Annotated in this window: 23 protein-coding genes and 1 tRNA gene; 6 read left to right on the forward strand and 18 right to left on the reverse strand. The window is 47.2% G+C overall.

Going from position 1 to position 21,698, the window contains the following annotated elements; translation table 11 throughout:
- Positions 1 to 72 precede the first annotated feature (72 nt).
- Genes H5647_RS20540 through H5647_RS20550 form a run of 3 tightly spaced genes read left to right on the forward strand, consistent with a single transcriptional unit; the run spans position 73 to position 2,169 of the window.
- On the forward strand, positions 73 to 864 hold the full coding sequence (locus H5647_RS20540) for a hypothetical protein (protein WP_052692244.1): 792 nt from the start codon (positions 73 to 75) through the stop codon (positions 862 to 864).
- A gap of 31 nt (positions 865 to 895) precedes the next feature.
- Positions 896 to 1,783: a mechanosensitive ion channel family protein gene (locus tag H5647_RS20545; protein ID WP_045860856.1), complete on the forward strand. Its 888-nt coding sequence runs from the start codon at positions 896 to 898 to the stop codon at positions 1,781 to 1,783.
- Positions 1,780 to 2,169, forward strand: coding sequence for a hypothetical protein (locus H5647_RS20550; protein WP_045860857.1), 390 nt, complete (start codon positions 1,780 to 1,782; stop codon positions 2,167 to 2,169). Before H5647_RS20545 ends, H5647_RS20550 begins: the two co-directional genes overlap by 4 nt.
- Positions 2,170 to 2,225: 56 nt before the next feature.
- Here H5647_RS20550 and H5647_RS20555 read toward each other — a convergent pair.
- Positions 2,226 to 3,391 (reverse strand): IS3 family transposase gene (locus H5647_RS20555; protein ID WP_408034011.1). Its coding sequence is split into 2 segments (ribosomal slippage): positions 2,226 to 3,136 and positions 3,136 to 3,391, totalling 1,167 coding nucleotides; the frame shifts between segments, so codons are not numbered across the junction.
- 58 nt (positions 3,392 to 3,449) lie between these two features.
- Here H5647_RS20555 and H5647_RS20560 point away from each other — a divergent pair.
- A complete protein-coding gene (locus H5647_RS20560; protein WP_045860860.1) occupies positions 3,450 to 4,385 on the forward strand; it encodes a hypothetical protein in 936 nt (311 codons plus the stop codon).
- A gap of 458 nt (positions 4,386 to 4,843) precedes the next feature.
- Here H5647_RS20560 and H5647_RS20565 read toward each other — a convergent pair whose 3' ends face one another.
- The 17 genes from H5647_RS20565 to ruvC form a co-directional block, all read right to left on the reverse strand.
- Complete coding sequence (locus H5647_RS20565) at positions 4,844 to 6,052, reverse strand: tyrosine-type recombinase/integrase (RefSeq protein ID WP_045860861.1); 1,209 nt, start codon at positions 6,050 to 6,052, stop codon at positions 4,844 to 4,846.
- A gap of 361 nt (positions 6,053 to 6,413) precedes the next feature.
- Positions 6,414 to 6,917 (reverse strand): ribosomal protein S18-alanine N-acetyltransferase, encoded by a 504-nt coding sequence (gene rimI / locus H5647_RS20570; RefSeq protein ID WP_052692245.1) that lies wholly within the window; start codon positions 6,915 to 6,917, stop codon positions 6,414 to 6,416.
- Between the two features lie 9 nt (positions 6,918 to 6,926).
- Positions 6,927 to 7,748, reverse strand: a complete 822-nt coding sequence (locus H5647_RS20575) for a hypothetical protein (RefSeq protein ID WP_162926448.1) — start codon at positions 7,746 to 7,748, stop codon at positions 6,927 to 6,929.
- Positions 7,749 to 7,800: 52 nt separating this feature from the next.
- The gene (locus tag H5647_RS20580) at positions 7,801 to 9,348 is read right to left on the reverse strand and encodes a 2-isopropylmalate synthase (protein WP_045860863.1); all 1,548 of its coding nucleotides are present in this window, start codon (positions 9,346 to 9,348) and stop codon (positions 7,801 to 7,803) included.
- Between the two features lie 504 nt (positions 9,349 to 9,852).
- Positions 9,853 to 10,923, reverse strand: a complete 1,071-nt coding sequence (gene nadA, locus H5647_RS20585; RefSeq protein WP_045860864.1) for a quinolinate synthase NadA — start codon at positions 10,921 to 10,923, stop codon at positions 9,853 to 9,855.
- Positions 10,924 to 11,083: 160 nt separating this feature from the next.
- Positions 11,084 to 11,159: transfer RNA gene (locus H5647_RS20590), tRNA-Lys, on the reverse strand.
- Positions 11,160 to 11,296: 137 nt separating this feature from the next.
- Complete coding sequence (queC, locus tag H5647_RS20595) at positions 11,297 to 11,974, reverse strand: 7-cyano-7-deazaguanine synthase QueC (protein ID WP_045860865.1); 678 nt, start codon at positions 11,972 to 11,974, stop codon at positions 11,297 to 11,299.
- Positions 11,967 to 12,617 carry a 7-carboxy-7-deazaguanine synthase QueE gene (gene queE / locus H5647_RS20600; RefSeq protein ID WP_045860866.1) on the reverse strand — a complete coding sequence of 217 codons (651 nt, stop codon included), beginning with the start codon at positions 12,615 to 12,617 and terminating at the stop codon, positions 11,967 to 11,969. Before queE ends, queC begins: the two co-directional genes overlap by 8 nt.
- An 86-nt stretch (positions 12,618 to 12,703) precedes the next feature.
- Positions 12,704 to 13,453 (reverse strand): YbgF trimerization domain-containing protein, encoded by a 750-nt coding sequence (locus H5647_RS20605; RefSeq protein ID WP_045860867.1) that lies wholly within the window; start codon positions 13,451 to 13,453, stop codon positions 12,704 to 12,706.
- Between the two features lie 22 nt (positions 13,454 to 13,475).
- Positions 13,476 to 13,964, reverse strand: coding sequence for an OmpA family protein (locus H5647_RS20610; protein WP_045860868.1), 489 nt, complete (start codon positions 13,962 to 13,964; stop codon positions 13,476 to 13,478).
- Between the two features lie 53 nt (positions 13,965 to 14,017).
- Positions 14,018 to 15,331, reverse strand: coding sequence for a Tol-Pal system beta propeller repeat protein TolB (gene tolB, locus H5647_RS20615; RefSeq protein WP_045860869.1), 1,314 nt, complete (start codon positions 15,329 to 15,331; stop codon positions 14,018 to 14,020).
- Positions 15,328 to 16,092, reverse strand: a complete 765-nt coding sequence (gene tolA / locus H5647_RS20620; RefSeq protein WP_045860870.1) for a cell envelope integrity protein TolA — start codon at positions 16,090 to 16,092, stop codon at positions 15,328 to 15,330. The genes tolB and tolA overlap by 4 nt, the downstream gene beginning before the upstream one ends.
- Positions 16,093 to 16,097: 5 nt before the next feature.
- Entirely contained in the window at positions 16,098 to 16,520 is a 423-nt protein-coding gene (gene tolR / locus H5647_RS20625; protein ID WP_045860871.1) for a protein TolR, read from the reverse strand.
- Positions 16,521 to 16,529: 9 nt separating this feature from the next.
- Positions 16,530 to 17,222 carry a protein TolQ gene (gene tolQ / locus H5647_RS20630; RefSeq protein ID WP_045860872.1) on the reverse strand — a complete coding sequence of 231 codons (693 nt, stop codon included), beginning with the start codon at positions 17,220 to 17,222 and terminating at the stop codon, positions 16,530 to 16,532.
- Positions 17,223 to 17,508: 286 nt separating this feature from the next.
- A complete protein-coding gene (gene ruvB / locus H5647_RS20635; RefSeq protein WP_045860873.1) occupies positions 17,509 to 18,519 on the reverse strand; it encodes a Holliday junction branch migration DNA helicase RuvB in 1,011 nt (336 codons plus the stop codon).
- Between the two features lie 30 nt (positions 18,520 to 18,549).
- Positions 18,550 to 19,173 (reverse strand): Holliday junction branch migration protein RuvA, encoded by a 624-nt coding sequence (gene ruvA / locus H5647_RS20640; protein WP_045860874.1) that lies wholly within the window; start codon positions 19,171 to 19,173, stop codon positions 18,550 to 18,552.
- Positions 19,174 to 19,209: 36 nt separating this feature from the next.
- On the reverse strand, positions 19,210 to 19,743 hold the full coding sequence (ruvC, locus tag H5647_RS20645; RefSeq protein ID WP_045860875.1) for a crossover junction endodeoxyribonuclease RuvC: 534 nt from the start codon (positions 19,741 to 19,743) through the stop codon (positions 19,210 to 19,212).
- A gap of 399 nt (positions 19,744 to 20,142) precedes the next feature.
- On the opposite strand from ruvC, the gene H5647_RS20650 reads away from it, so the two are divergent.
- Positions 20,143 to 20,865, forward strand: a complete 723-nt coding sequence (locus tag H5647_RS20650) for a DUF1538 domain-containing protein (protein WP_045860876.1) — start codon at positions 20,143 to 20,145, stop codon at positions 20,863 to 20,865.
- A 62-nt stretch (positions 20,866 to 20,927) separates the two neighbouring features.
- Entirely contained in the window at positions 20,928 to 21,698 is a 771-nt protein-coding gene (locus tag H5647_RS20655) for a DUF1538 domain-containing protein (protein WP_045860877.1), read from the forward strand.

Below are 21,698 nucleotides of genomic sequence, written 5' to 3' on the forward strand. Positions count from 1 at the left end.
CGCTGGCATCTCCGGGTGGTTTAATGAGCTGTCACGTATGCCCGCAGATAATTATCAATAGAGATCAGACACATGCCAGACAGCGAACCTTGGTGGGGAGATTTTCCGCTTACAGAACAACAATCATTGTGCTGGTCCATCGGCGAGCGGCAACTCATCATTCAACGCCAGGCTAGCGAGTGGAGTACCTGGAATATTGAAACCGAGACAGAAAACCAGGAACGACTGGTACGGACAGACCATGCCAACCAGGAACTACCCGATCAGGTATTGCTGGGGCGGCATTTACAAGCGACTACGGCGGCCAGCCTTCGTGTGATACCTGCCCTGGCCGATCGTTCCATCGTTACTCGCCCCAATGTGCCCTTGCGTTTGCTGGGTGGAGAGAAAACACGAATTTATGTCAGCACGCCACTCTGGTTTAAAGCACTGACACTACCCGGTGATTTGTGTTTGTTGGACGTTCCTTTTTGGCGCCCTTCTGATTCTTGGTTCGGCCCCTCAACTCGGGAGGGAGAAATGTGTTATGCCAAGTATACCGAGGCTCGCCTGCAGGTAGCGCTACTTGAACAGCGCCCGCATCGCGCTATTACGCCCGTTTTTATCCACAATAAACAACGGGAGGCGCTGCTGATTGATCGCCTGAACGTACCCGTGCCCTTGCTCAGCCTCTATCAGGATACCCATCAAGGGCTATGGACCAATACTATCAGCGTGACCCGTGAGGCGGACGATGACCTGATAGAACTGCTGCTGGAAAAACAAGCGCCGGCAGAAGCTCAGGATGCCAGCCTAGTCGCAGCACCTCGAATCGCCAGCGGCAGACATACGCTGATTCGTAGTTTGGGTAGTTTATTCGCCTAGTTTTACCCATACATAATTACAGGAGACTATTGTGGAAGATATTAAACGCATTATTGAATTCTTGGAGGCGACTCATTTGCCGTCTATCGCCCACGCAATACTATTATTGCTATTTGGTTATATTGCCGGACGCCTCGCCAGTACCACCTTGGTGAAACTCTTTCACAAAGGCATGAGTCCGCATGGGCAACAAATTCTAAAAAGGTCTGTATTTTACGGAATTTTTGGGTTGCTGGTGATATCTGCACTCAAACAATTGGGATTTGACCTAAGCATATTACTGGGTGCCGCAGGTATTTTCACCGTAGCCATTGGTTTTGCCTCACAAACTTCTGCCTCCAATTTAATCAGCGGACTCTTTTTGATGATTGAGCGGCCCTTTTCCATTACCGATATCATTCGCGTGGGTGACACTACCGGCGAAGTGATTTCCATTGATCTATTGTCTGTCAAGCTGCGCACGTTCGACAATTTATTTGTACGGATACCCAACGAGACCATGATCAAAACCGAAGTCACCACATTAACCAAATTCCCTATACGTCGTGCCGATCTTAAAATTGGCGTTGCCTATAAAGAAGACATAGACCGGGTAAAGACGCTGTTGACAGACATGGCCAGTAAAAACCCTTTATGCCTCGAAGAACCCGCGCCGCTATTCATATTTAGCGGCTTTGGTAATTCATCCATCGATATCCAGTTTTCAGTGTGGGCGCAGCGAGAAAACTTTTTGCAACTGAAGAACAGTCTCTATGAGGACATTAAAAAAACCTTTGACCGGGAAGGCATTGAAATTCCTTTTCCTCACGTCAGTCTTTATACTGGCTCTGCGACGCAGCCACTACCGATTACCCTGACCAATAACGATCCAGGCAATAACAACCCGGAAGATAAACTATCAACAGAGGAGTTAACATGAACATACAACAATTTTTACTGCGTACCGGCATTGCCATACTACTGGGTACTCCTCACTATTTATCCGCTAGTGAGGAACTCAAGACTGACTGGCTCAAAGCGACAACTGGCAGCAGCGGCGAAACATTAGGCTCAGAAGTTATCAACGTAAAACAAGAGGGCGATATCACCACCGTGGAGGTGGATATCGATGTTGATAATTTGGAAGATTACGAAACAGTGGTGGTCATTGGCAAAAAATCCAATAAGCCAGTCGAACTAACAAAAGAACCTGAGCTGCTAAGCAATGACGACGAAGTCTACGGTATTCGTTTTCAAATAAAGCGGCTACCCGGATTTGAATTCCGTCTACGCATGGCGGATGACAGTGAGCAGATACTTAAATAACGCGATTAATATTGTCGGGAACACCATCAACATTGTCGGGCTTGTGAGTGTAGTGGTCAACCTTTTCTGGCCAGCCAATTAGAGGTTTTCCAGTAAAAATCTTCTTTTTTATTTGGCGGTAATCCCAAGTTATGACTGTGAGGCCGAGCAACGTTGTAGTATTTGTGAATGTAATTCATCACTGATCGCTTAGCCAGACCCTCATTTATGTAACCTTTTTTAGGCATGTTCTCCGTCTTCAAACTTCTGAAGAATCGCTCCATCGGTGCATTGTCCCAGCAGTTTCCACGGCGACTCATACTCTGCTTTATCTGGTATTTCCAAATCAACTGCCTGAACGACAAACTGGTGTAATGGCAACCTTGATCCGAGTGAAACATTAAATTCTTTGGCCGGCCACGAGCCTCAAAAGCATTTGATAAGGCCTGCTTTGTTAATTCACTATCAGGTGAATCTGATAAAGAAAAACCCACAATTTTGCGGCTATATAAATCCAAAACCGCCGCTAAGTACTGCCACTTGTCACCGACCCAAAGGTATGTAACATCACCACACCAAACTTGATTGGGCCGTACGGGACTGAACTCACGGTTTAGATGATTTTTAACATTTACGTGCTCTTTTTTTGCGACTTTATATTTGTGAGTTGTTGGCTGACAACTCACAAACGACAAGCGCTTCATAGATTTAGCCGCTCGATAACGGCTCAACGGATAACCATCTTGCGTGACCAGTGTAGCGATCGTTCTGGCGCCTGCTGACCCATCGCTTAATGCGTAGGCTTCCTTCACTTCCGCATCTATACGTATATTTTTGGCGTTAACTTTGCCGTAATTTTCAAACCAATAGCGATAGCTACTTCGGTGAACACCAAAGACCTGGCAAAGCAGGTTAATCGGGTAGCTCTCTTTCAATGACTTAATCAACGCAAATCGTTCATTGAGTCCGACATCAAGAGAGCGGTAGCCTTTTTTAAAATTTCTTTCTCCGTTTTAAGCCGCTGGATTTCTCGCTCCAACGCTTTAATTTTGACTTGCTCTTCAGATATTGGGGTACTCTCTGGCGGTTCTCCTTGGCGTTCGTTGTTTAATGAACGTGACCACTTATCAACGGTGGACTTACCAACACCCATCGCCTCAGCGGCTTCTCGGATGGAATATCCTTGATCAAGAACCAGTTCTGCAACTTCCTGTCTGAATGCGGGTTTAAAATGTTTTGGCATGATGCGACCTTCGTTAAGGGCGATTATAATATCACCTCTAAATAGGTGGCCAGATTCAGTGTGCCACTACAAAGCCGACTGGCCGGAAGATTTGGACACACAATATGATGCTTTAGTTGAAAAGCAGGAGGCACTGGAACGAGAGCGAGACAATCAATATCTTACCTTCTCCGACGAGCAAAAAGCTTACAGCGGCTGTATCGTGGGCTTTGATCGAGACGGTAAATTAACCCTGACCCAAGGGGTGGCGCGCAAGAAGGACATTCCACAACCTAACAGCAAAAATAATGATGGCGAGGGGCATCCTAGCGATGGACAAGAACTTGCTCAAGAGACACAAGACACAACGATTTCTCAAGCACTTCGCACGGATTTAGGCCGTTATCGACAGCAAGCAGTGAAGGCCGCATTGCTGGCTGACGCTACAGCAGCTACGGATATTCTTTACTACAGCTTATGCCAACAGATTCTCTCAGGGGCATACCGGCGGTTGGACGATCTAATGGATGCGTCCTTTAATCGGGCCTGCTCAGAAAGCAGCAGGGAGGAAACCGACAGCCCTACCGCCTCGAATGCCTTGCAAGCCGCTGAATCGAAACTGGATACCCAGTGGGTGGCCATTGAGGATGACGGTGAGCGTTTCACGGCCTTTCGTGCCCTTCCCCAAAAAATGAAAGACAAGCTGGTGACGTACTGTGTTGCTCAATCATTACAAATTGGGGTTCGAGGTGCTAACACGACCCAAGATGCGTTGGTGGATATGTTATCGGTTGATTTTGCCGACTACTGGCGACCCACCAAGGACAACTACCTGTCTCGCTTGAGCAAACCCCTGCTACTAGCGACATTTACACCGCTGCGCCACAAAGACTGGGCAGCAATGTACGGTGATATGAAAAAATCAGCGGTGGTCGAAAGTATGCATGAATGGTTTAGCAGTACGCCTGACAGCGACAATGGCAGTGCCGTGACATGGATGCCGCCGGAGTTCTAAATCGTAATATCGATTGATTTGATTGCCGCCTACTCCCCTCACCGAGGTTCAACAATTTTGGCTTGGGGAGTAAAGCGTCCCCACTGCATGAACCCTTTTTAGCCATACAATCCAAATAAGAATTTAGAATCATGGTCATATCCAAGATCAGGATCAATGTTATGAGAACAGACATATCAACCCACGAGCTTTGCGACCGCTACCGTTGTTCATCACGAACAATTTTCAGACGCATGAAACACGAGATCAACCCTTTCCCCCCTGCCTGCATGAAACATTCTGGATCTTGTAACCTTTGGGATGCACAGGAAGTAACGGACTGGGAAGAACGGGAAATTGAAAAAACAACAACACACTCTCAGCCAAAAACAGTTTGACTAGAAATTTACTACTACCGACTACCAGCTTGAAACATACTGGGGTTTACAGCTTTAGGAAAATAAAAAGACGGTAATCCGTTAAAGCTCTACTAACCCTTTCAGCCTCATCCACCATGCCTTATAAGCCTGCTCCTGTTCTGGCAGGTACTCATAATGATCATATACCCTCCAAGAACCAGGTAATTTATGCCCGAGCATAATTTCAGCGATATGCGGCTCTGTCAGGGATGAAAAATTGGTGCGAGCCGTTTTTCGTAAGTCATGAACAGACCAATGCGGTATATCATAAGCCTTGTTCTTACGCAGCCATTGCATGATGTTATACGGAAGCTGCACTGGCGCACCAACACCCATAGGTTCATTCGTGCCATTATTGTTGAACAGGTAATCCCCTTTACCGCTCAGCGCTATAGCTTCCTCAATGAGTTCCTTCACCTCTGGAATGATTGGACGTGATAAGGGCTTGCCGGAAGCTTTTCCGAGCTTGTGGTTTTCTGGTGGCACCATCCAGATCATATTTTTAAAATCAAAATGATCTTTACGGCTTAATCTTAACTCTCCGTTCCGGCAGCCAAATACTAAACAGAGCTTTAAATACAGCTTGTTTTTAGTAGACATACGGGACTCATTAATTGCCAACCAGACATATTTAATTTCATCATCAGATAACGACCTGTCCCCTACACCTTTTTTAAGCTGCAAATCCTCCCTAGCATTGATACCTGTTAAGACACTCTCAGGAATAAGTTTACGCCTCACCGCCCATTTAAGCATTTGCTTACCGTTGGTTAAGATACGGTCAGCAATGGAAGGGCGCTTTTCAGCATGCTCTTCCAAGATCGCAAGCCACTGGTGAAGGGTTATTTTCTCGACAGGTAAATCACCAATAACAGGCAGAACATATAATTCAAAACTGCGTTTTATCTCGTGATGCATTTTCTTATTCTTCTCACAGTAGCTTTCATACCACTGTCGAAAAATAGATTCTAATGAGCCCGCATTGATGATCGCCTGCTTTTCGAGCTTCCTAACGATTTTTGGATTATGCCCTTGCTCAAGCTCCTTTCGCAGCCGGTCATTTTCATTCCTCGCCTCTTTGAGAGATATTTTAGGATAGGAACCAAGATCAAGGCGGCAATGTTTATTGTCATAGCGATAGCGCATTTGAAAGGTTATCTTGCCGAGAGGAGACACCCGAATACCCATATTATCGCGGTCTTTAAACTCTTCTACTTTCTCGCGCTTCCTACCTAAATTTGCTTTGAGCCAAGCATTTGATAGAGACATAATCTACCTCTCAACATCCTTGCGTACATATTTTTTAAGAGCCTTAAAAATTCAAATTATGTACGCTAATATGTACGCAACAGGGAAGGCTCAGCCTGTCTTTTAGTGACTTCCATTATCGTACATACGGGAGGAATATCCAATAAAATCGGGGAATTAAGGGTTTTCTGTCTCTAACTGTCAGTCAGTAACTTTGAGGGATAGATCGGGGTGAGAGATAATCGCGAAAGTACGGCGCTTATCGATTTCTGGTAAAAGGCTCATAGTATTAAGACGGCTGATTAAAAAATAAGGGGGCGATTATGCCTGAAGCCGTGCTTACACGTAAGAGAGAGTTTGAAATGAGGGCGGGGAAGGAAAACTAGCCTATGCGTAAGGATTTTCCGTAAATATGAGCATCTTCTCGACCGTTTTCGGAGGGGTAGTAGCCGGGGCGTACGCCTAAGCAATTAAACCCGCATTTGTCGTACATGCTAATAGCACGGATATTCGACGCCCGCACTTCAAGAAAAAGCTCAGCCGCGAAATCTTCGAGTATTTCCACCATTAGCTCGATAAGTTTGCCCGCGACGCCTTTGCCTTGCCATACCGGGTCGACAGAAATAATAAGTAATTCCGCATCGCCCGACGCTATCGAGAATACCGCCTGTCCAATCCACATACCATTTTGCTGGACACCAACGCAAATATGGTTGTTTGCCGTTGAGTCACGAAAGTTTCGCTCACTCCAAGGGTAAGGGTTAGCACGCTTTTCAAGCGCTAATATACCGCCTAAATCGGCTTCGTCGTAATTACGTAAAACACACGCACTGCCCTCTTCGAGGTTAAAATTACGATTAATACTGTTTCTTATCTCAAGACTCAAATGACACCTCTAACGCTGAGCAATTCCATGTCGCAGCAAACACTGCCATACCGTTTTTTTCTGGCTTGGGTCATGCAGTATCTCTGCAATACTCGGAAAAACGAGCGCTTGTGCTGCAAATGCATCGATATCCACACACTCGAAACGTAAGTTTCGACAAGCGTCGGCACTCAAGGCCTCATCCGCTATTGCACGGAAGCTTTCCTCACCAAAAAGTAACATCGTAGTTACGGGCTTTACCAGCAGCTTCCCTTCCAGAAAGGTTGCCACCATCTCTCTCGCTGCAGCCCAATCTTTAGGTTTACCCGGCAAATCGACCATTGGCCAAGATAGCGTATCCGACGCGGGTAAATAGCCAGAACCTTGCGCACAAGCCCTTAAAATATTCGACAAAAGCGCTTCTGTCGGAAGTGCAGCGCCCACTTGTCGAGCATCAACAGCAAGCAGGCTATCACTTACCCGCCATATAGAGAGTGAAAATTGGGCATCGGGATCGAGTATTGGTTCCACCGCTGGCTCAATTGCCGACGAGGATGGGTTGTCATTGATATCAACACCCGATTGAACGATTGCGCTCGCCACCTCAGATGTCTGTAATATGTCGCCAAGCGCAACTATGGACGGCCCTTTGCTACTATCGTTTCTATCGTTTCGCGCATCAATAGCGCGTAATGCGGGCGCTCCCTGCGCAGGGGGTGAAGGACTTGCATCGATAGGCTCATCAGGTAATGCACACGTTACCGACGGCCGCGCTTGCGATAACGCAAAACGCGGTACAAACATATCGATACCGGCGGCTTCCATGTACTGCATACGTTGACGTTCATTCATGGCCGGCAGTGTACCTGTTACACCAACTTTCACAAACGTCTACGCGCACTTTTTATACGCCATCGCGCTGCGGGTGGGAACGCTTTTGGCTCGAAACAAGAAGGTTCAGAGCATGTAAGTAAGCCTTCACTGACGCCACAACGATGTCTGTATCGGAGCCTATCCCATTTACAATATACCCATCACGCTCTAAACGCACGGTCACTTCACCTTGGGAATCGGTGCCTTGCGTTATCGCATTCACCGAATAAAGGTGAAGGTCTGCGTGACTATTCACCACACTCTCAATCGCTTTGTACGCGGCATCGACAGGGCCGCCACCTTCAGATTCTGCAACATGATCTTCTCCTTTAACTTGGAGAGTTAGTCTAGCAAGCGGCTTCGATCCTGTTTTAGAGCAAACCTCCATGTCGACGAGCAGATAACTCTCCTCCATAGCCTCGCTGCCTTTCGCTGAGACAAGCGCATGAAGGTCTTCATCGAAGATTTCATGTTTTTTATCAGCGAGATCTTTAAACCGCGCAAAGGCTTGATTAAGGTCGTCCTGGCTTTCAAAAACAATACCAAGCGCTTCAAAGCGTGCTTTAACCGCCGCCCGCCCAGAATGCTTGCCTAGTATTATTTTGTTAGTGTTCCAACCAACCGATTCGGCACGCATAATTTCATACGTTTCACGATGCTTTAGAACACCGTCTTGATGTATGCCCGATTCATGCGCAAACGCGTTAGCCCCAACAATGGCTTTATTCGGCTGCACAGGGAACCCCGTAACAGAAGATACGAGTCGCGAAGTAGGCACGATGTGCTTAGCGTCAATGCACGTCTCAACAGGGTATAGGTCCTTCCGTGTGCGAACGGCCATCACAATTTCCTCTAGGGAAGAATTGCCCGCTCGCTCACCAAGGCCATTGATTGTACATTCCACTTGACGCACACCATTCATCACCGCCGATAGCGAATTCGCTACCGCTAGCCCGAGGTCATTATGGCAATGTGTCGAAAATATCGCTTTGTCTGAATTCGGTACATTTTCGATTAGCCGCTTAAACATTGCCCCATATTCACTGGGCTCACCGTAACCGACGGTATCGGGCACATTAATGGTCGTTGCACCCGCCGCAATTGCCGCTTCAGTAATTCTGCACATAAATTCAAACTCTGAACGACTGCCGTCTTCCAATGAAAATTCGACGTTGTCGGTATAGTTTCGAGCGCGCTTTACGGAGTGAATAGCTTGCTCTAATACTCGCTCTGGTGTCATTTTCAGTTTGTATTTCATGTGGATAGGCGACGTCGCGATAAACGTATGAATACGCGAAGAGTTAGCGCCTTTAAGTGCTTCAGCGGCACGGTCTATATCGCCATCAACCGCTCGGGCTAGGCTACAGATAGTTGAGTCTTTAACGGCGTTAGCAACCGCTCTCACCGCCTCAAAATCACCTTGGCTTGCAATCGCAAATCCCGCTTCGATAACATCAACTCTCATTTTTTCGAGCATTTTAGCGATGCGAACTTTTTCTTCCCGCGTCATGCTCGCACCGGGGCTCTGCTCACCATCACGTAGTGTCGTATCAAAAATAACAAGTTTTTCTTTGGTCATTCTCTTCTCCTAGTGCCTGCCGGGATCACCAACAAAGCGGTCGACCACTCCTAAGATAATCAGAAATGGTATGTCATTAATATTTACAAAAGTTCGGTTAAAATCGAGATGCAATAGAGATGGTTTTACGCTAACGCCCTTTAGGGCAGGGCTACCGCGATGCCATCAAGATATGAAGGGACGCAACAAGAATGCTCGCTGAGCACGGATAGACGTGTGATGCTGGTGGTGTTGAGTCGTCATGCAACGTTACCTCCCTGCGAGTGATTGATTAGGAAAGTGTAGAGACTAAACCTCCCAGCATCAACATCTATCCTAATATCAAGACACTTTTAGGATGAAAAAACAATAATCGCCCAAAAAATCGCTGGACACCAAAATATTCATCCTAATATTTGCCGAAACACGCACACACCCCACTCTCCCTAACAAGAGGCATGCACGAAGAAAAACCAACCACGCGACATAACCACAACATCAATGAATGGCTGTATCGATTAAACGCTATTTGGAGGCCGTAAAATTCAGCATACGCTGCAGCGGGATCATCGCTTTCTTCGCTAATGATGGCGTAACATGCACTTCGCAACCCTCGCCGCGACCACCGTCGAGATTCAGCAGAAGCTCAGCTAAGTTCTGGAGTTCATTCATTGCCATCCAAGGACAACTTGCACAACTGCGACACGTCGCTCCGGTGCCAGCGGTCGGCGCGACCAATAACAACTTATCCGGACACGCCTGCTGCATTTTGTAAAAGATTCCCTGATCCGTCGCAACAATGAATGATGGGTTAGGTAGGCGTCGCGTCGCCTCAATCAACTGGCTAGTGGACCCTACGGCATCGGCTAGATCCACAACCGGCTTAGGCGACTCTGGGTGGACGAGAACCGCGGCATCAGGGTAAAGCTTTTTTAAATCTTCAATACCACGCGCTTTAAACTCTTCATGCACAATACAAGCGCCATTCCACAGAAGTACATCGGCACCGGTCTTCTCCGCGACATACCCCCCCAAATACTTATCAGGAGCCCATAGTATTTTTTTGCCTTGCCTATCGAGGTAATCCACGACATCCACCGCAATACTGGACGTTACCACCCAATCGGCACGCGCTTTAACGGCCGCTGACGTGTTGGCATAGACTACAACGGTGCGATCCGGATGTGCATCGCAGAACGCTGAAAACGTATCGATAGGGCAACCCAAATCCAGCGAGCACGTAGCTTCCAGCGTGGGCATATACACCCGTTTCTCTGGCGACAATATCTTCGCCGTCTCCCCCATAAACTTCACGCCAGCGACTATCAATGTTTGCGCAGCATGATTTTTACCGAAGCGCGCCATTTCTAACGAATCGGCAACGCAACCACCCGTCGCTTCGGCCAAAGCCTGAATGTCGGGCGAACAATAGTAATGAGCAACTAGCACAGCCTTCTCTCTGACAATCAGCTCAGATATCTGTGCGACGAGCTGGTCACTGTTCACTGGAGATGTGTGGTCTACGGCTAGGGCTTCATCAAGGTGATGTTTAACTAGCATTTCAGGAGAGAGATTTTGTTCAATATCGGTAGGCATGGCTAGAGTTCTACGCTTAAAGAAAGTGTGTCTGTATTTTCAGGCTACGCGGTTTAGCGGTTGAAATCCATTGAGCGATAGCCGATGAAAAAGTGCCGAATGGCAATGCCGTAAACAAAAACGAAAAAAGGGGACATATAATGTCCCCTTTATCGGCGTATGGTGGGTCGTGCGCGATTCGAACGCGCGACCAATTGGTTAAAAGCCAACTGCTCTACCGACTGAGCTAACGACCCTAAAAGCTCAAAAAACTGGTATCCGAGGCCTAAACACGTGTTTTAGATGACCCCCGAAAGAGGCGCATATAGTAATGATTTGAATTTAAAACTCAAGCGCTTTCTTCGTTTTATTTCATGATTCTTTAGAACAGCGGCTACTCGGGCTGATAAAGGGTTGAATCTTGTACACCTGCGTCCAAAAACCCCTTCCGACGCAACCGACAGCTATCGCATCTACCACATGCTCTGCCAGCGTCATCAGCTTGATAACAACTTACAGTTAAAGCGTAGTCCACATTCAACGCATGACCATGACCAATAATATCGGCTTTCGACAATTCTATTAGTGGCGTTTCAATTTTAACGGGGCTACCCTCGACACCCGCTTTCGTTGCCAACTCCGCCATGCGCTGAAAAGCACAAATATAATCCGGCCGACAGTCTGGGTACCCCGAGTAATCAACGGAGTTTACGCCAATAAAAATAGCCTCGGCTTCAAGCACTTCCGCCCAACCTAGCGCTATCGATAGGAAAATAGTATTGCGTGCAGGCACGTAGGTTACGGGAATGCCGGTTGTTTCAGATTCGGGCACATCGATACTGTCGTCCGTCAGAGCCGATCCGCCTATAGCACGAAGGTCTAGCGTAATAACTTTGTGCTCAGTGGCACCTAGAGCCTTAGACGCCCGCTGAGCGGCATACAGCTCGGCACGGTGACGCTGCCCGTAATCAAAACAGATGGTATAACACTCGTACCCTTTATTTTTGGCCATAGCCAAAACGGTGGTTGAATCCAACCCTCCGGAAACCAAAACGACCGCTTTTTTACACACCGGGCGTCTCCCCCCATAATTGTTTATGTAACTGCATCTGAAAACGAACATTCAAATGATCGCGCAATATCCACTTGGCGAGCTGTGCTGGCGCTAATTGCTCGAAACTGGGTGAAAATAAGACCTCGCCCACACGTTCATCCAGATGATACTCATCCAGCTTAAACACCGCCCAGTCATAGTCTTTTTGACTGCAGATCACAAACTTGACCTGATCTTTTTGGGACAATAGCGCAATGTTGTCATAGCGATTTTTATCCACTTCAAGAGAATCTGGCGTCTTTAAATCCATCACAATACTTACGCGTGAGTCCACCGCAGAAACATCCATCGCGCCACTCGTTTCCAATGAAACCGTGTAACCGGCGTCACACAGCACTGTGAGCAGCGGCAGACAAGCCGGTTGCGCTAAAGGCTCGCCGCCCGTTACACAAATATATCGAGGCTTAAATTCGGATACTGCATGCTGAATCTGCGTGAGCGTTTTTCGCTCGCCACCATAGAACGCGTATTCGGAATCACAATATCCGCAACGTAGAGGACAACCAGTGAGGCGCACGAATACCGTAGGCAAACCAACGGATTGGGCTTCTCCCTGCAAGGAATAGAAAATTTCGGTAATTCGAAGACTGTGCTCGCTCATTGACGACTCGGCTCTAACATCAAGGGGCGGGATTCTAACGAAAACCGCCATAAACAGCGAGCATAGCTGAATACGGCGGCATCAAATTAAGAGTTAAAATGCTCTCGAAGGTAGCGTTTCGCTAAGCGAGCGGCATCAGAACTAGACGCCGCCACCTCATTAAGCAACGTTTTAGCTTGAGCTTCGTCTCCCATTAGATGGTAAACCTTACCCAATTTAAACTTCCCGTCAGGCGCTTTACGATGAGCAGGGTACTCCGCAAGGAGCTGAGCAAACCATTGCCGCGACGACTCTAAATCATTTTTAAGCAAATAAATTTCGCCCAACCAATAAATCGCATTCGCGGCATAACGACCACGAGGGAAAACCGTTAAATGCTCTTTTAGCGCAACCACAGCCTGATCGTATTGCTGTTTTTTTAAGACGAGATCAATTGCCGCACGATAGTGGCGTATCTCATCTTCAGGTGCCGTGCTCGTCACGCTGGAACTAACGGCGGGTTGCGAGGCTTCGGTAACCGCCGTACCAGCGTTCCCCTGCCCCAACGCACTTAAACGTCGATCGAGATCAAGATAGTCATCCAAACGCTGCTGCTTTAAACGCTTCACTTCGTGAGTTTGCTGTTCAACAAGCCCTCGAAGCTGAAGAACTTCTTGTTGCAACAACTGCAGCTGATAATAAAGTTCGCCCGCATTCTGAGCAGAAGAAGGCTGCACGATGGGGGGCGGAGGTGTTTGCTCACCGCTAACAGGAGACCGGTCAATGACTTCTACCTGAGCAGAAACACAAAAAGCCGCCATCAAGAAGATGGCAGCTAGCAGATTTTTTAAAACCATAGGTTAACCGTAGTTAAATAGTTTACAGCTTAATTTGTACGCGACGATTTTGAGACCAAGATCCTTCGCTTCCACCAAGCGCTACAGGGCTTTCTTCACCATAGCTAACGGTTTCAATGATAGAGGCGTCAACGCCTTGAAGAACCAAGAAATCACGAACGGCATTTGCACGCTGCTCACCTAAAGCCATGTTGTATTCACGGGTTCCGCGCTCATCAGCATGCCCTTCTAATCGAATGGACTTAGGTGCATCACCAAGCACTTCGGCGTAGATCATTAAAGCAGCACGGGCTTCAGCTTTAAGGATCGACTGATCAAAGTCAAAGTAGAATACAGTCGATAAACCCTCAAGGGCTTCGTACGGATCAACTTCAATGACAGGCTCCATTGTGGGCTCTGGAGTTGCCACAACGTTGTCATCATTGTCGGATGATGAACTTGTGTTAGTACAACCGGCCAACAAACTTAATACCGCAGCCAAAGTTAATAATGTTTTTAAAGTGTTAGTCATTTTTTATCACTCCCAAGTGTTAGTAAAGCGTAGCAACCCCGTTTCCCCCTCTCTTACTCGGCGACAAAAGGAGACCACGCAGGCTCCCGGACATCACCTTGTTTAGAGGGTAATCTAAATTTTACCCCTGCATCCATCGACACAGCAGCAAGTACACCCTTATTGTTATGCTGCGTAGCATACAACAACATCGCGCCATTAGGCGCTATGCTTGGCGATTCGTCAAGCCAGGTTTCGGTAAGAATACGCATATCGCCTGATGCAATATCTTGCCAAGCAATATGAAACACGCCTTTATAACGATGAACCATTACAAGACTTTTACCATCTGGCGACACTCGCGGTCTAGCGTTGTAATCACCCTCAAAGGTTAAGCGTTCTCGGCTACCGCTTTCAAGCCCAATTTGATAGATTTGTGGGTTACCTCCACGATTCGAAGTAAAGATTAAGCCCTTACCGTCGGCTGTCCAGTTCGGCTCTGTATCAATCGCAAAATGACGTGTCACACGCGTTAAGCGTCGCGTTGAAAGCTCTAACGTGTAAATTTCTGGGTTACCATCTTTCGACAACACGAGTGCAAGGTGTTTGCCGTCTGGCGACCACGAAGGCGCACCATTCAACCCTTGAAAATTCGTTAACTGTTCTCGAACCCCCGTGAGCAAATTTTGGCGGAAAATTGCCGGCCGGGATGTTTCGTAGGAAACATAAGCCACTTGCGATAAATCATGTGACCATGCGGGAGACAACAAAGGCTCGCTTGATGAAAACAATATTTTTTCGCGCGCACCATCAGCATCCGCTGTCACTAAGCGATAACGGCCAGCTCCTGGCGTATTTAAGTCTTCGATATACAAAATTTTCGTAGCGAAAGCGCCTCGAATGCCGGTGACCGCTTCGTACACTTTATCGCTGACGTGATGCGCAAGGTCCCTCAGCCCGGAAGCGCCCACGATAACAGAATCTTTAAAAATATTACGCTGAGCAATAACGTCGTACAAGGCGTATTCAAGCATGAACGAGCCTGAATTGAGCTTCGTCAAATCAGAAGAGGGCGTGCCCACCTGCAGCTGCCCTATCACGAGAAACTCGGCACCAAGAATGCGCCAGTCACGGTAATAAACGTCCTCTTCGCGCCGCGGGGTCGATAACATATCTCCCTGAGGAATAGGCCGAAATAAACCACTACGTTTGAGATCGGCCGTTACTATTGCCGATATATCGTCAGGAAGCCCTTGGCTCCCGCCAAAGGGCACAACGGCAATAGGTGTTGGGTTATCCATACCATGGGTAATTTCGATCAGTAACTCTGCACGCGTACAAACGCTTGCACCTAGCGCAAGTATCAGCAGCGCTATTTTTGTAATCATTGTCTCAAGTCCTCTGGCTGAAAGCCTAAACTGAATTGCCTAAAGTGACGCTCGAAAACGGCAATGGGAATGTTTTTAACTTCGGGAAATGCCCCTACCTTCTTGACCGCTGCGACTGCCGAACGATCGAATACGGCATCACCGCTACTGGTTTTAATATTAACATCGATAATTTGACCGTTGGGTACCATATCGATGGTTAGCTCACACCGCATGCCATTACGTGCGGAAGGTGGGCGGCTCCAATTTTGCTCAATACGCCTACGAATAAGGTCTGCATAACTTTGAGCTTCTGAAGTATATTCCTCTTCTAGCAGCAGCCCCTCTTCCTCTAATAACGCATCATCAAACTCTTGCTGCAACTGTTCCAGCCTCTCTTTCTCCAGCAATGCCTGATCACGCTGCGCATCGAGAAGCGCCTGTTCTTGCAAGGCTTTTTTTTGTGCCGCAGCAAGGTCATCTGCATTTTTTTTGTCTATCAAGGCCTTAAGACGCTGCTTTTCCGCTAGTCTTTTTTGTCGGTCTTGCTCTAATTTTTTTGCAGTTAGGTCTACAATATTAGGTTTTTTTTTGGTCGTGGCTCTTTTAGTTGTTTGCGTTTTTAATTCAACTAATTTCGCCTCTATATAGCGCGGAGCAATAGTTTTTTGCTCTGGAGAACGCGGCTCCCAGCCTAGCGTTAGAACAGCCACCAAGCCTAGGTGAAGCGCTAAGCTAACGGTGAGGGGAACTGAGTATGTTGTTAAATAATAGCGTAACAATTGAATTACTCTACCGGAGGGTCTGTAACTAAACCCACGGATGTTGCGCCCGCTTTTTGAAGATCCGTCATTAGAGAGACAACTACACCATACTCTACACGTGTATCGCCCCACACTAACACAGGCGTATTCGGCTTTTGGCGTAAGACTTTTGCAATGGTTTCCGTTATTTGTGTGAGTGGCTTTGCCTGCTGTTGCTCAACGCCCAAATTTAAATAGTAGGTGCCATCAGTTTTTACCGAAACGATAAGCGGTTCATCGTCTTTATTTTCCATGGGAGTTGACGGTGCTTGAGGTAAATCTACCCTAACGCCCTGCATTAACAAAGGTGCGGTGACCATAAACACCACCAACAGCACGAGCATGACATCAATGTAGGGCACCACATTGATGTCAGCCATCGGCTTGCGTTTACCCTTATTCGCCATTAGCTAATCCTATGACGTTTTGACATGCACTTGACGGTGCAAGATGGATGAAAATTCTTCTGCAAACGTTTCATAACGCGTCGTTAACCGTTCCGCATTTGCCGAGAAACGGTTATACGCTAGTACTGCCGGTATGGCCGCAAACAATCCCATTGCGGTGGCTACCAGCGCCTCTGAAATACCCGGTGCAACCGTTGCTAAAGTTGCTTGATGAACATTAGCCAAACCGCGAAATGAATTCATAATACCCCATACCGTACCGAACAATCCGATGTAAGGGCTAACAGAGGCAACACTAGCCAAGAAGGATAGATTACTTTCAAGCTTTTCTTCTTCTCGCGTCAGCGCTACGCGCATTGCCCTTTGGGTACCTTCCATAATGGCATCCGGATCGGTACTGCCTTGCTGACGTAGTCGAGTAAATTCCTTAAACCCTGCCCTAAAAATATTTTCAACGCCCTCTAACGTATTTCTATTCGCATCACTATTCCCCTGCCGATAAAGCTGAGTTAAATCGGTTCCTGACCAAAATAGTGTTTCAAAAGCTTTAAATGCGGTACTGGCTTTGGTTTGATATATTCCGCGTTGCACGATCATCACCCACGAGACCATAGAGGCTGCGAGTAAGATCAGCATCACGATCTGCACCAATAGGCTCGCGTTTCCAATCAAATAGAGAATGGATAAGGGTTCTTGATTCATTAATTTAATTCCCCCCAAGGGATTAGACTAAACCTGCCCGATATTCTACTGCTAAAGCGCAGTTAAACGAACGAAACTTATTGACCATATTTTATAGCGGTTAAGGCTTCGGGACGGCTACGGTTAAATGGCCAATACCGCAAGCCAAGGTTACACCTCTACGGTCATACGTATTCAGCAGCTCACCGGCTCTTAGATAGACGCTTACCCGGAGTGAAAATTCACTTTAAATAAAAAATTTAATCGCTCACAGGCAATACTGGAAGCAACGTCTTTTCTCGCCACTTTAATCATCGCTAGGCACTGGCAAACCAAAGTGTAAGTAAGCATTTTCAGTGGCCATTCGGCCTCGAGGAGTACGAATAATATACCCTTGCTGAATTAAATAGGGTTCAAGCACATCTTCAATGGTGTCGCGTTCTTCGCTAATCGCTGCCGCCAAGCTATCAACCCCTACCGGCCCCCCCGAAAACTTCTCTATCAGCGCCAATAATAATCGGCGATCCATGTGATCAAAGCCATGGTTATCGACGTTCAGCATATTTAATGCAAGATCGGCTATCTCGCTACTCACAACACCGTTACCTTTCACCTCGGCATAATCACGAACGCGGCGGAGCAACCTATTCGCTATACGAGGCGTGCCGCGCGAGCGTCGCGCAATTTCTACAGCGCCTCCTTGCTCAATAGTAATACCCATTAGCTCGGCGCTGCGCGTAACGATATACGTAAGATCTGTGACATTATAAAACTCTAAGCGCTGCACAATGCCGAAACGGTCACGCAATGGAGAGGTTAGCAATCCCGCCCTAGTTGTTGCTCCCACCAATGTAAAAGGCGGCAAATCCAGCTTTATAGACCGGGCCGCAGGGCCCTCACCTATCATAATATCCAACTGAAAATCTTCCATTGCGGGATATAAAGTTTCTTCTACAACGGCACTTAAACGATGAATTTCGTCAATAAACAATACATCGCCAGGCTCGAGGTTCGTCAAAAGCGCGGCTATATCACCGGCCTTATCGAGCACCGGGCCAGAAGTGGTTTTTAAATCACCGCCCATTTCCGTGGCGATAATATTCGCTAACGTCGTTTTCCCAAGCCCTGGAGGCCCGAAAACAAGTGTATGATCGAGCGCCTCTTTACGCGCACGAGCAGCCCCTATAAATATTTCCATTTGCTCACGCACAACAGGCTGGCCAACATATTCTTCGAGCGTTTTCGGACGAACAGCTCGGTCGAGCTGCTCTTCTCTCGGCTGCGCCACGCCATCAATTATCCGATCTTGTTCAATCATAGTTTTATTTCAAATTTTCATCTAATGGCGTTAAGACGGTATCATGCTCCGCAAAGCCAGCTTGATCAGGTCTTCACTTCGGCTAATGTCGGTCGTCATTACTCGCGATACAGCTTTCGCTGCTTCAGCGGGCTTATAACCCAAGGCAACAAGTGCGCTTTCGGCTTCTTCAATCAGTACGCTATGCCCACGCCCGCCGTTTTCTGCCGTTAAGGGTAGAGCCGTACTATCATTAGCGGAATTGCTGGTCGTCCAATTTTTTAATTTATCACGCGTTTCAATAATGAGCCTTTCGGCCGTTTTTTTACCAACGCCAGGCACCTTGACAAGAGCGGCAATATTATCGTCCATAATACATCTCACAATGTCATCTCGCTCAATAGCCATTATGCCAACCGCCATTTTAGGACCCACGCCGTTCACTTTTATTAATAGACGGAAAAAGTCGCGATCTTGACTCGAAATAAAACCAAATAATTGCTGAGACGTTTCACTAACAGCGAAATGAGTATAAAGCAGCACCGGCTGATTAATGTCGGGGAGACGGTAGAAAGTCGACATAGGTGCGAGCAAGTCATAACCAACGCCCTGAATATCTACCATTAAGTGAGGCGCTTGCTTTTCAACCAACACGCCATTTAATCGACCGATCATAATGCTGAGGTATCCTAACCGAGGTAACTTAAAAGATTATACCGCTCGACCACGTCGAAACTTTTTCGCACCAGCCATACGGACTAAATTATTGAAGGTATTAGCATGGCAAATGGCCACAGCCAGCGCATCAGAAGCATCTTCTGGCGGAGCCGTTGGCAGCGCCAACAAGGTTTTTACCATGTGTTGCACTTGAAGTTTATCAGCGGCACCCGTTCCAACCACCGCTTGCTTTACTTTCCGAGCTTCGTATTCGGCAACGGGTAAATTTTGATTTACCGCAGCTACAATCGCCGCGCCTCTAGCTTGCCCCAGCTTTAATGCCGATGAGGCGCTTTTAGACATAAAAACCTGCTCAATGGCAAATTCTTGGGGCTGGTAACGCTCAATAACTTCAGTGAGCGAATCAAAAATAATCTTTAGACGCTCCGCTAAACAATCGGCCACCAATAATGGTTGTGGAATACGAACAATACCGCTGGCGACGTACGTGATCTTAACGCCAACATTATTGATAATGCCATAGCCCATCTTGCGAGAACCGGGATCTACTCCGAGTATTAAGGACATAAGGAGGCACTCCAACAGTGGGCCAGTGAATAGACCAAGCATTCTATCATAAGCGTAGAACAGCTCTGCTGCTTGATTTTACGCCCCCAAAATGGTCTAGCACACACGCTATGCCTTATAATATGCAACTACATTCGGGCTATACGAGCGTCTAACGACACGACTTCATAGTAAAAGGTCGAAATCGACGGTAAGCAGTTAAATAGGCCGACACCTCCAATGACACCTATACAGTCTTCCCATTATTAGATTTACGTTAATTGAATACGCTCAAATTGATTAAAGCCAAACACGTTTAATCAAACACATGAGACTTTACGGTTATACTAAAATTAGATTTGCTAGGCCCTGCTTAAGGGGCATACAGCATCACCACTTTATTGAATAGCTAACTCCACTATGAAAGCGTTAATTACCGCCGTATTAAGCAGTGCTAGAGACCTCCTTCCTATCGTACTCGTTATTGCTTTCTTTCAAGCTGTCGTCCTTCAACAGCCCCTACCCAATATCATTAGCATATTAACAGGGCTGTTATTTGTAGTTATCGGCCTCACGCTGTTTATACGAGGCCTGGAAATCGGGCTATTCCCTGTAGGCGAAAGCATGGCAAATGCATTCGCACAAAAAGGCAGCCTTACGTGGTTACTCATCTTTGCTTTTTGCCTAGGCTTTGGCACAACTATCGCTGAACCGGCGTTAATAGCAGTAGCGGCTGAAGCTGCAAATGTCGCCGCAGGAGGCGGTGTCATCAGCAATTCTGACGCCGCCCGAAGCCAATATGCGGACGGCCTTCGACTGACTGTCGCTTTCAGTGTAGGTATCGCTATTGTTATCGGAGTATTTCGTATTGTTAAGGGCTGGCCCATACAGTATTTAATTATTGGTGGATATATCACCGTTATCGTTATAACCGTATTCGCGCCGGATGAAATTATAGGTATTGCTTACGACAGTGGTGGCGTAACCACTTCCACCATCACAGTTCCATTAGTTACGGCCTTAGGCGTTGGTCTAGCATCCTCAATAAAGGGACGCAACCCTATGATAGATGGATTTGGCTTGATCGCATTCGCCTCGCTTACGCCCATGATTTTTGTCATGTTATACGGCATATTGCTTTAACTTTACACGGATTACAAAACCATGAAAAAACTCAGCTATACCGATAACGGACGCCCATAGCTATGGACCTCGTTACCGAGTTTTTCAAAGTTTTGCTAGCCACTACGCGCGACGTTATCCCCATCGTCGCGATTATTTTTGGCTTTCAAATAATTGTTATCAGAAAAAAAATACCTGCACTACCCCAAGTGGTTATGGGCTTTTTCTTGGTGCTACTAGGGCTCACCTTTTTCCTACTTGGCCTCGAAAAAGCCCTATTCCCAGTCGGCCGCCTAATGGCGGAACAGCTAACGGCACTTAACGACCCTACCGTTGGCTACCTTTGGGTCTATCTTTTTGCGTTTTCCATTGGAGCTAGCACCACAATCGCAGAACCCTCACTTATTGCTGTCGCAATTAAAGCTAACCAAGTATCTGGCGGAGCCATCGGAATTTGGGGGCTTAGAATAGCCGTCGCTATCGGCGTTGCCGTCGGTATAACATTAGGCGCTTGGCGTATCGTGACGGGTTATCCCATCCATTGGTTTATCGTCGCAGGCTACATAATAGTAGTTATACAAACCACGTTTGCACCAAAGCTTATTGTTCCGCTCGCTTACGACTCCGGCGGCGTCACAACGTCGACGGTTACGGTTCCTCTCGTCGCAGCTCTCGGCTTAGGGCTCGCTGAGAATATTCCCGGTCGTAGCGCACTGATTGACGGCTTTGGCTTAATTGCTTTTGCCAGCCTTTTTCCAATAATGTCTGTTATGGCCTACGCACAAATTGCTAATTTTAAATCCAGTAGAACCAAGAATTCCCGACCCACTGCAAACAAAATCAATGAGGTGTAA

It is taken from the genome of Teredinibacter purpureus (assembly GCF_014217335.1).
Classification (GTDB): Bacteria; Pseudomonadota; Gammaproteobacteria; order Pseudomonadales; family Cellvibrionaceae; genus Teredinibacter; species Teredinibacter purpureus.

Coding starts and splice junctions, on each gene's coding strand:
- H5647_RS20540 (WP_052692244.1), top strand. CDS start 73: ATGCCAGACAGCGAACCTTGGTGGGGAGATTTTCCGCTTACAGAACAA.
- H5647_RS20550 (WP_045860857.1), top strand. CDS start 1,780: ATGAACATACAACAATTTTTACTGCGTACCGGCATTGCCATACTACTG.
- H5647_RS20565 (WP_045860861.1), bottom strand. CDS start 6,052: ATGTCTCTATCAAATGCTTGGCTCAAAGCAAATTTAGGTAGGAAGCGC.
- H5647_RS20575 (WP_162926448.1), bottom strand. CDS start 7,748: ATGAATGAACGTCAACGTATGCAGTACATGGAAGCCGCCGGTATCGAT.
- H5647_RS20580 (WP_045860863.1), bottom strand. CDS start 9,348: ATGACCAAAGAAAAACTTGTTATTTTTGATACGACACTACGTGATGGT.
- nadA (WP_045860864.1), bottom strand. CDS start 10,923: ATGCCTACCGATATTGAACAAAATCTCTCTCCTGAAATGCTAGTTAAA.
- queE (WP_045860866.1), bottom strand. CDS start 12,617: ATGAGCGAGCACAGTCTTCGAATTACCGAAATTTTCTATTCCTTGCAG.
- H5647_RS20605 (WP_045860867.1), bottom strand. CDS start 13,453: ATGGTTTTAAAAAATCTGCTAGCTGCCATCTTCTTGATGGCGGCTTTT.
- H5647_RS20610 (WP_045860868.1), bottom strand. CDS start 13,964: ATGACTAACACTTTAAAAACATTATTAACTTTGGCTGCGGTATTAAGT.
- tolB (WP_045860869.1), bottom strand. CDS start 15,331: ATGATTACAAAAATAGCGCTGCTGATACTTGCGCTAGGTGCAAGCGTT.
- tolR (WP_045860871.1), bottom strand. CDS start 16,520: ATGGCGAATAAGGGTAAACGCAAGCCGATGGCTGACATCAATGTGGTG.
- tolQ (WP_045860872.1), bottom strand. CDS start 17,222: ATGAATCAAGAACCCTTATCCATTCTCTATTTGATTGGAAACGCGAGC.
- ruvB (WP_045860873.1), bottom strand. CDS start 18,519: ATGATTGAACAAGATCGGATAATTGATGGCGTGGCGCAGCCGAGAGAA.
- ruvA (WP_045860874.1), bottom strand. CDS start 19,173: ATGATCGGTCGATTAAATGGCGTGTTGGTTGAAAAGCAAGCGCCTCAC.
- ruvC (WP_045860875.1), bottom strand. CDS start 19,743: ATGTCCTTAATACTCGGAGTAGATCCCGGTTCTCGCAAGATGGGCTAT.
- H5647_RS20650 (WP_045860876.1), top strand. CDS start 20,143: ATGAAAGCGTTAATTACCGCCGTATTAAGCAGTGCTAGAGACCTCCTT.
- H5647_RS20655 (WP_045860877.1), top strand. CDS start 20,928: ATGGACCTCGTTACCGAGTTTTTCAAAGTTTTGCTAGCCACTACGCGC.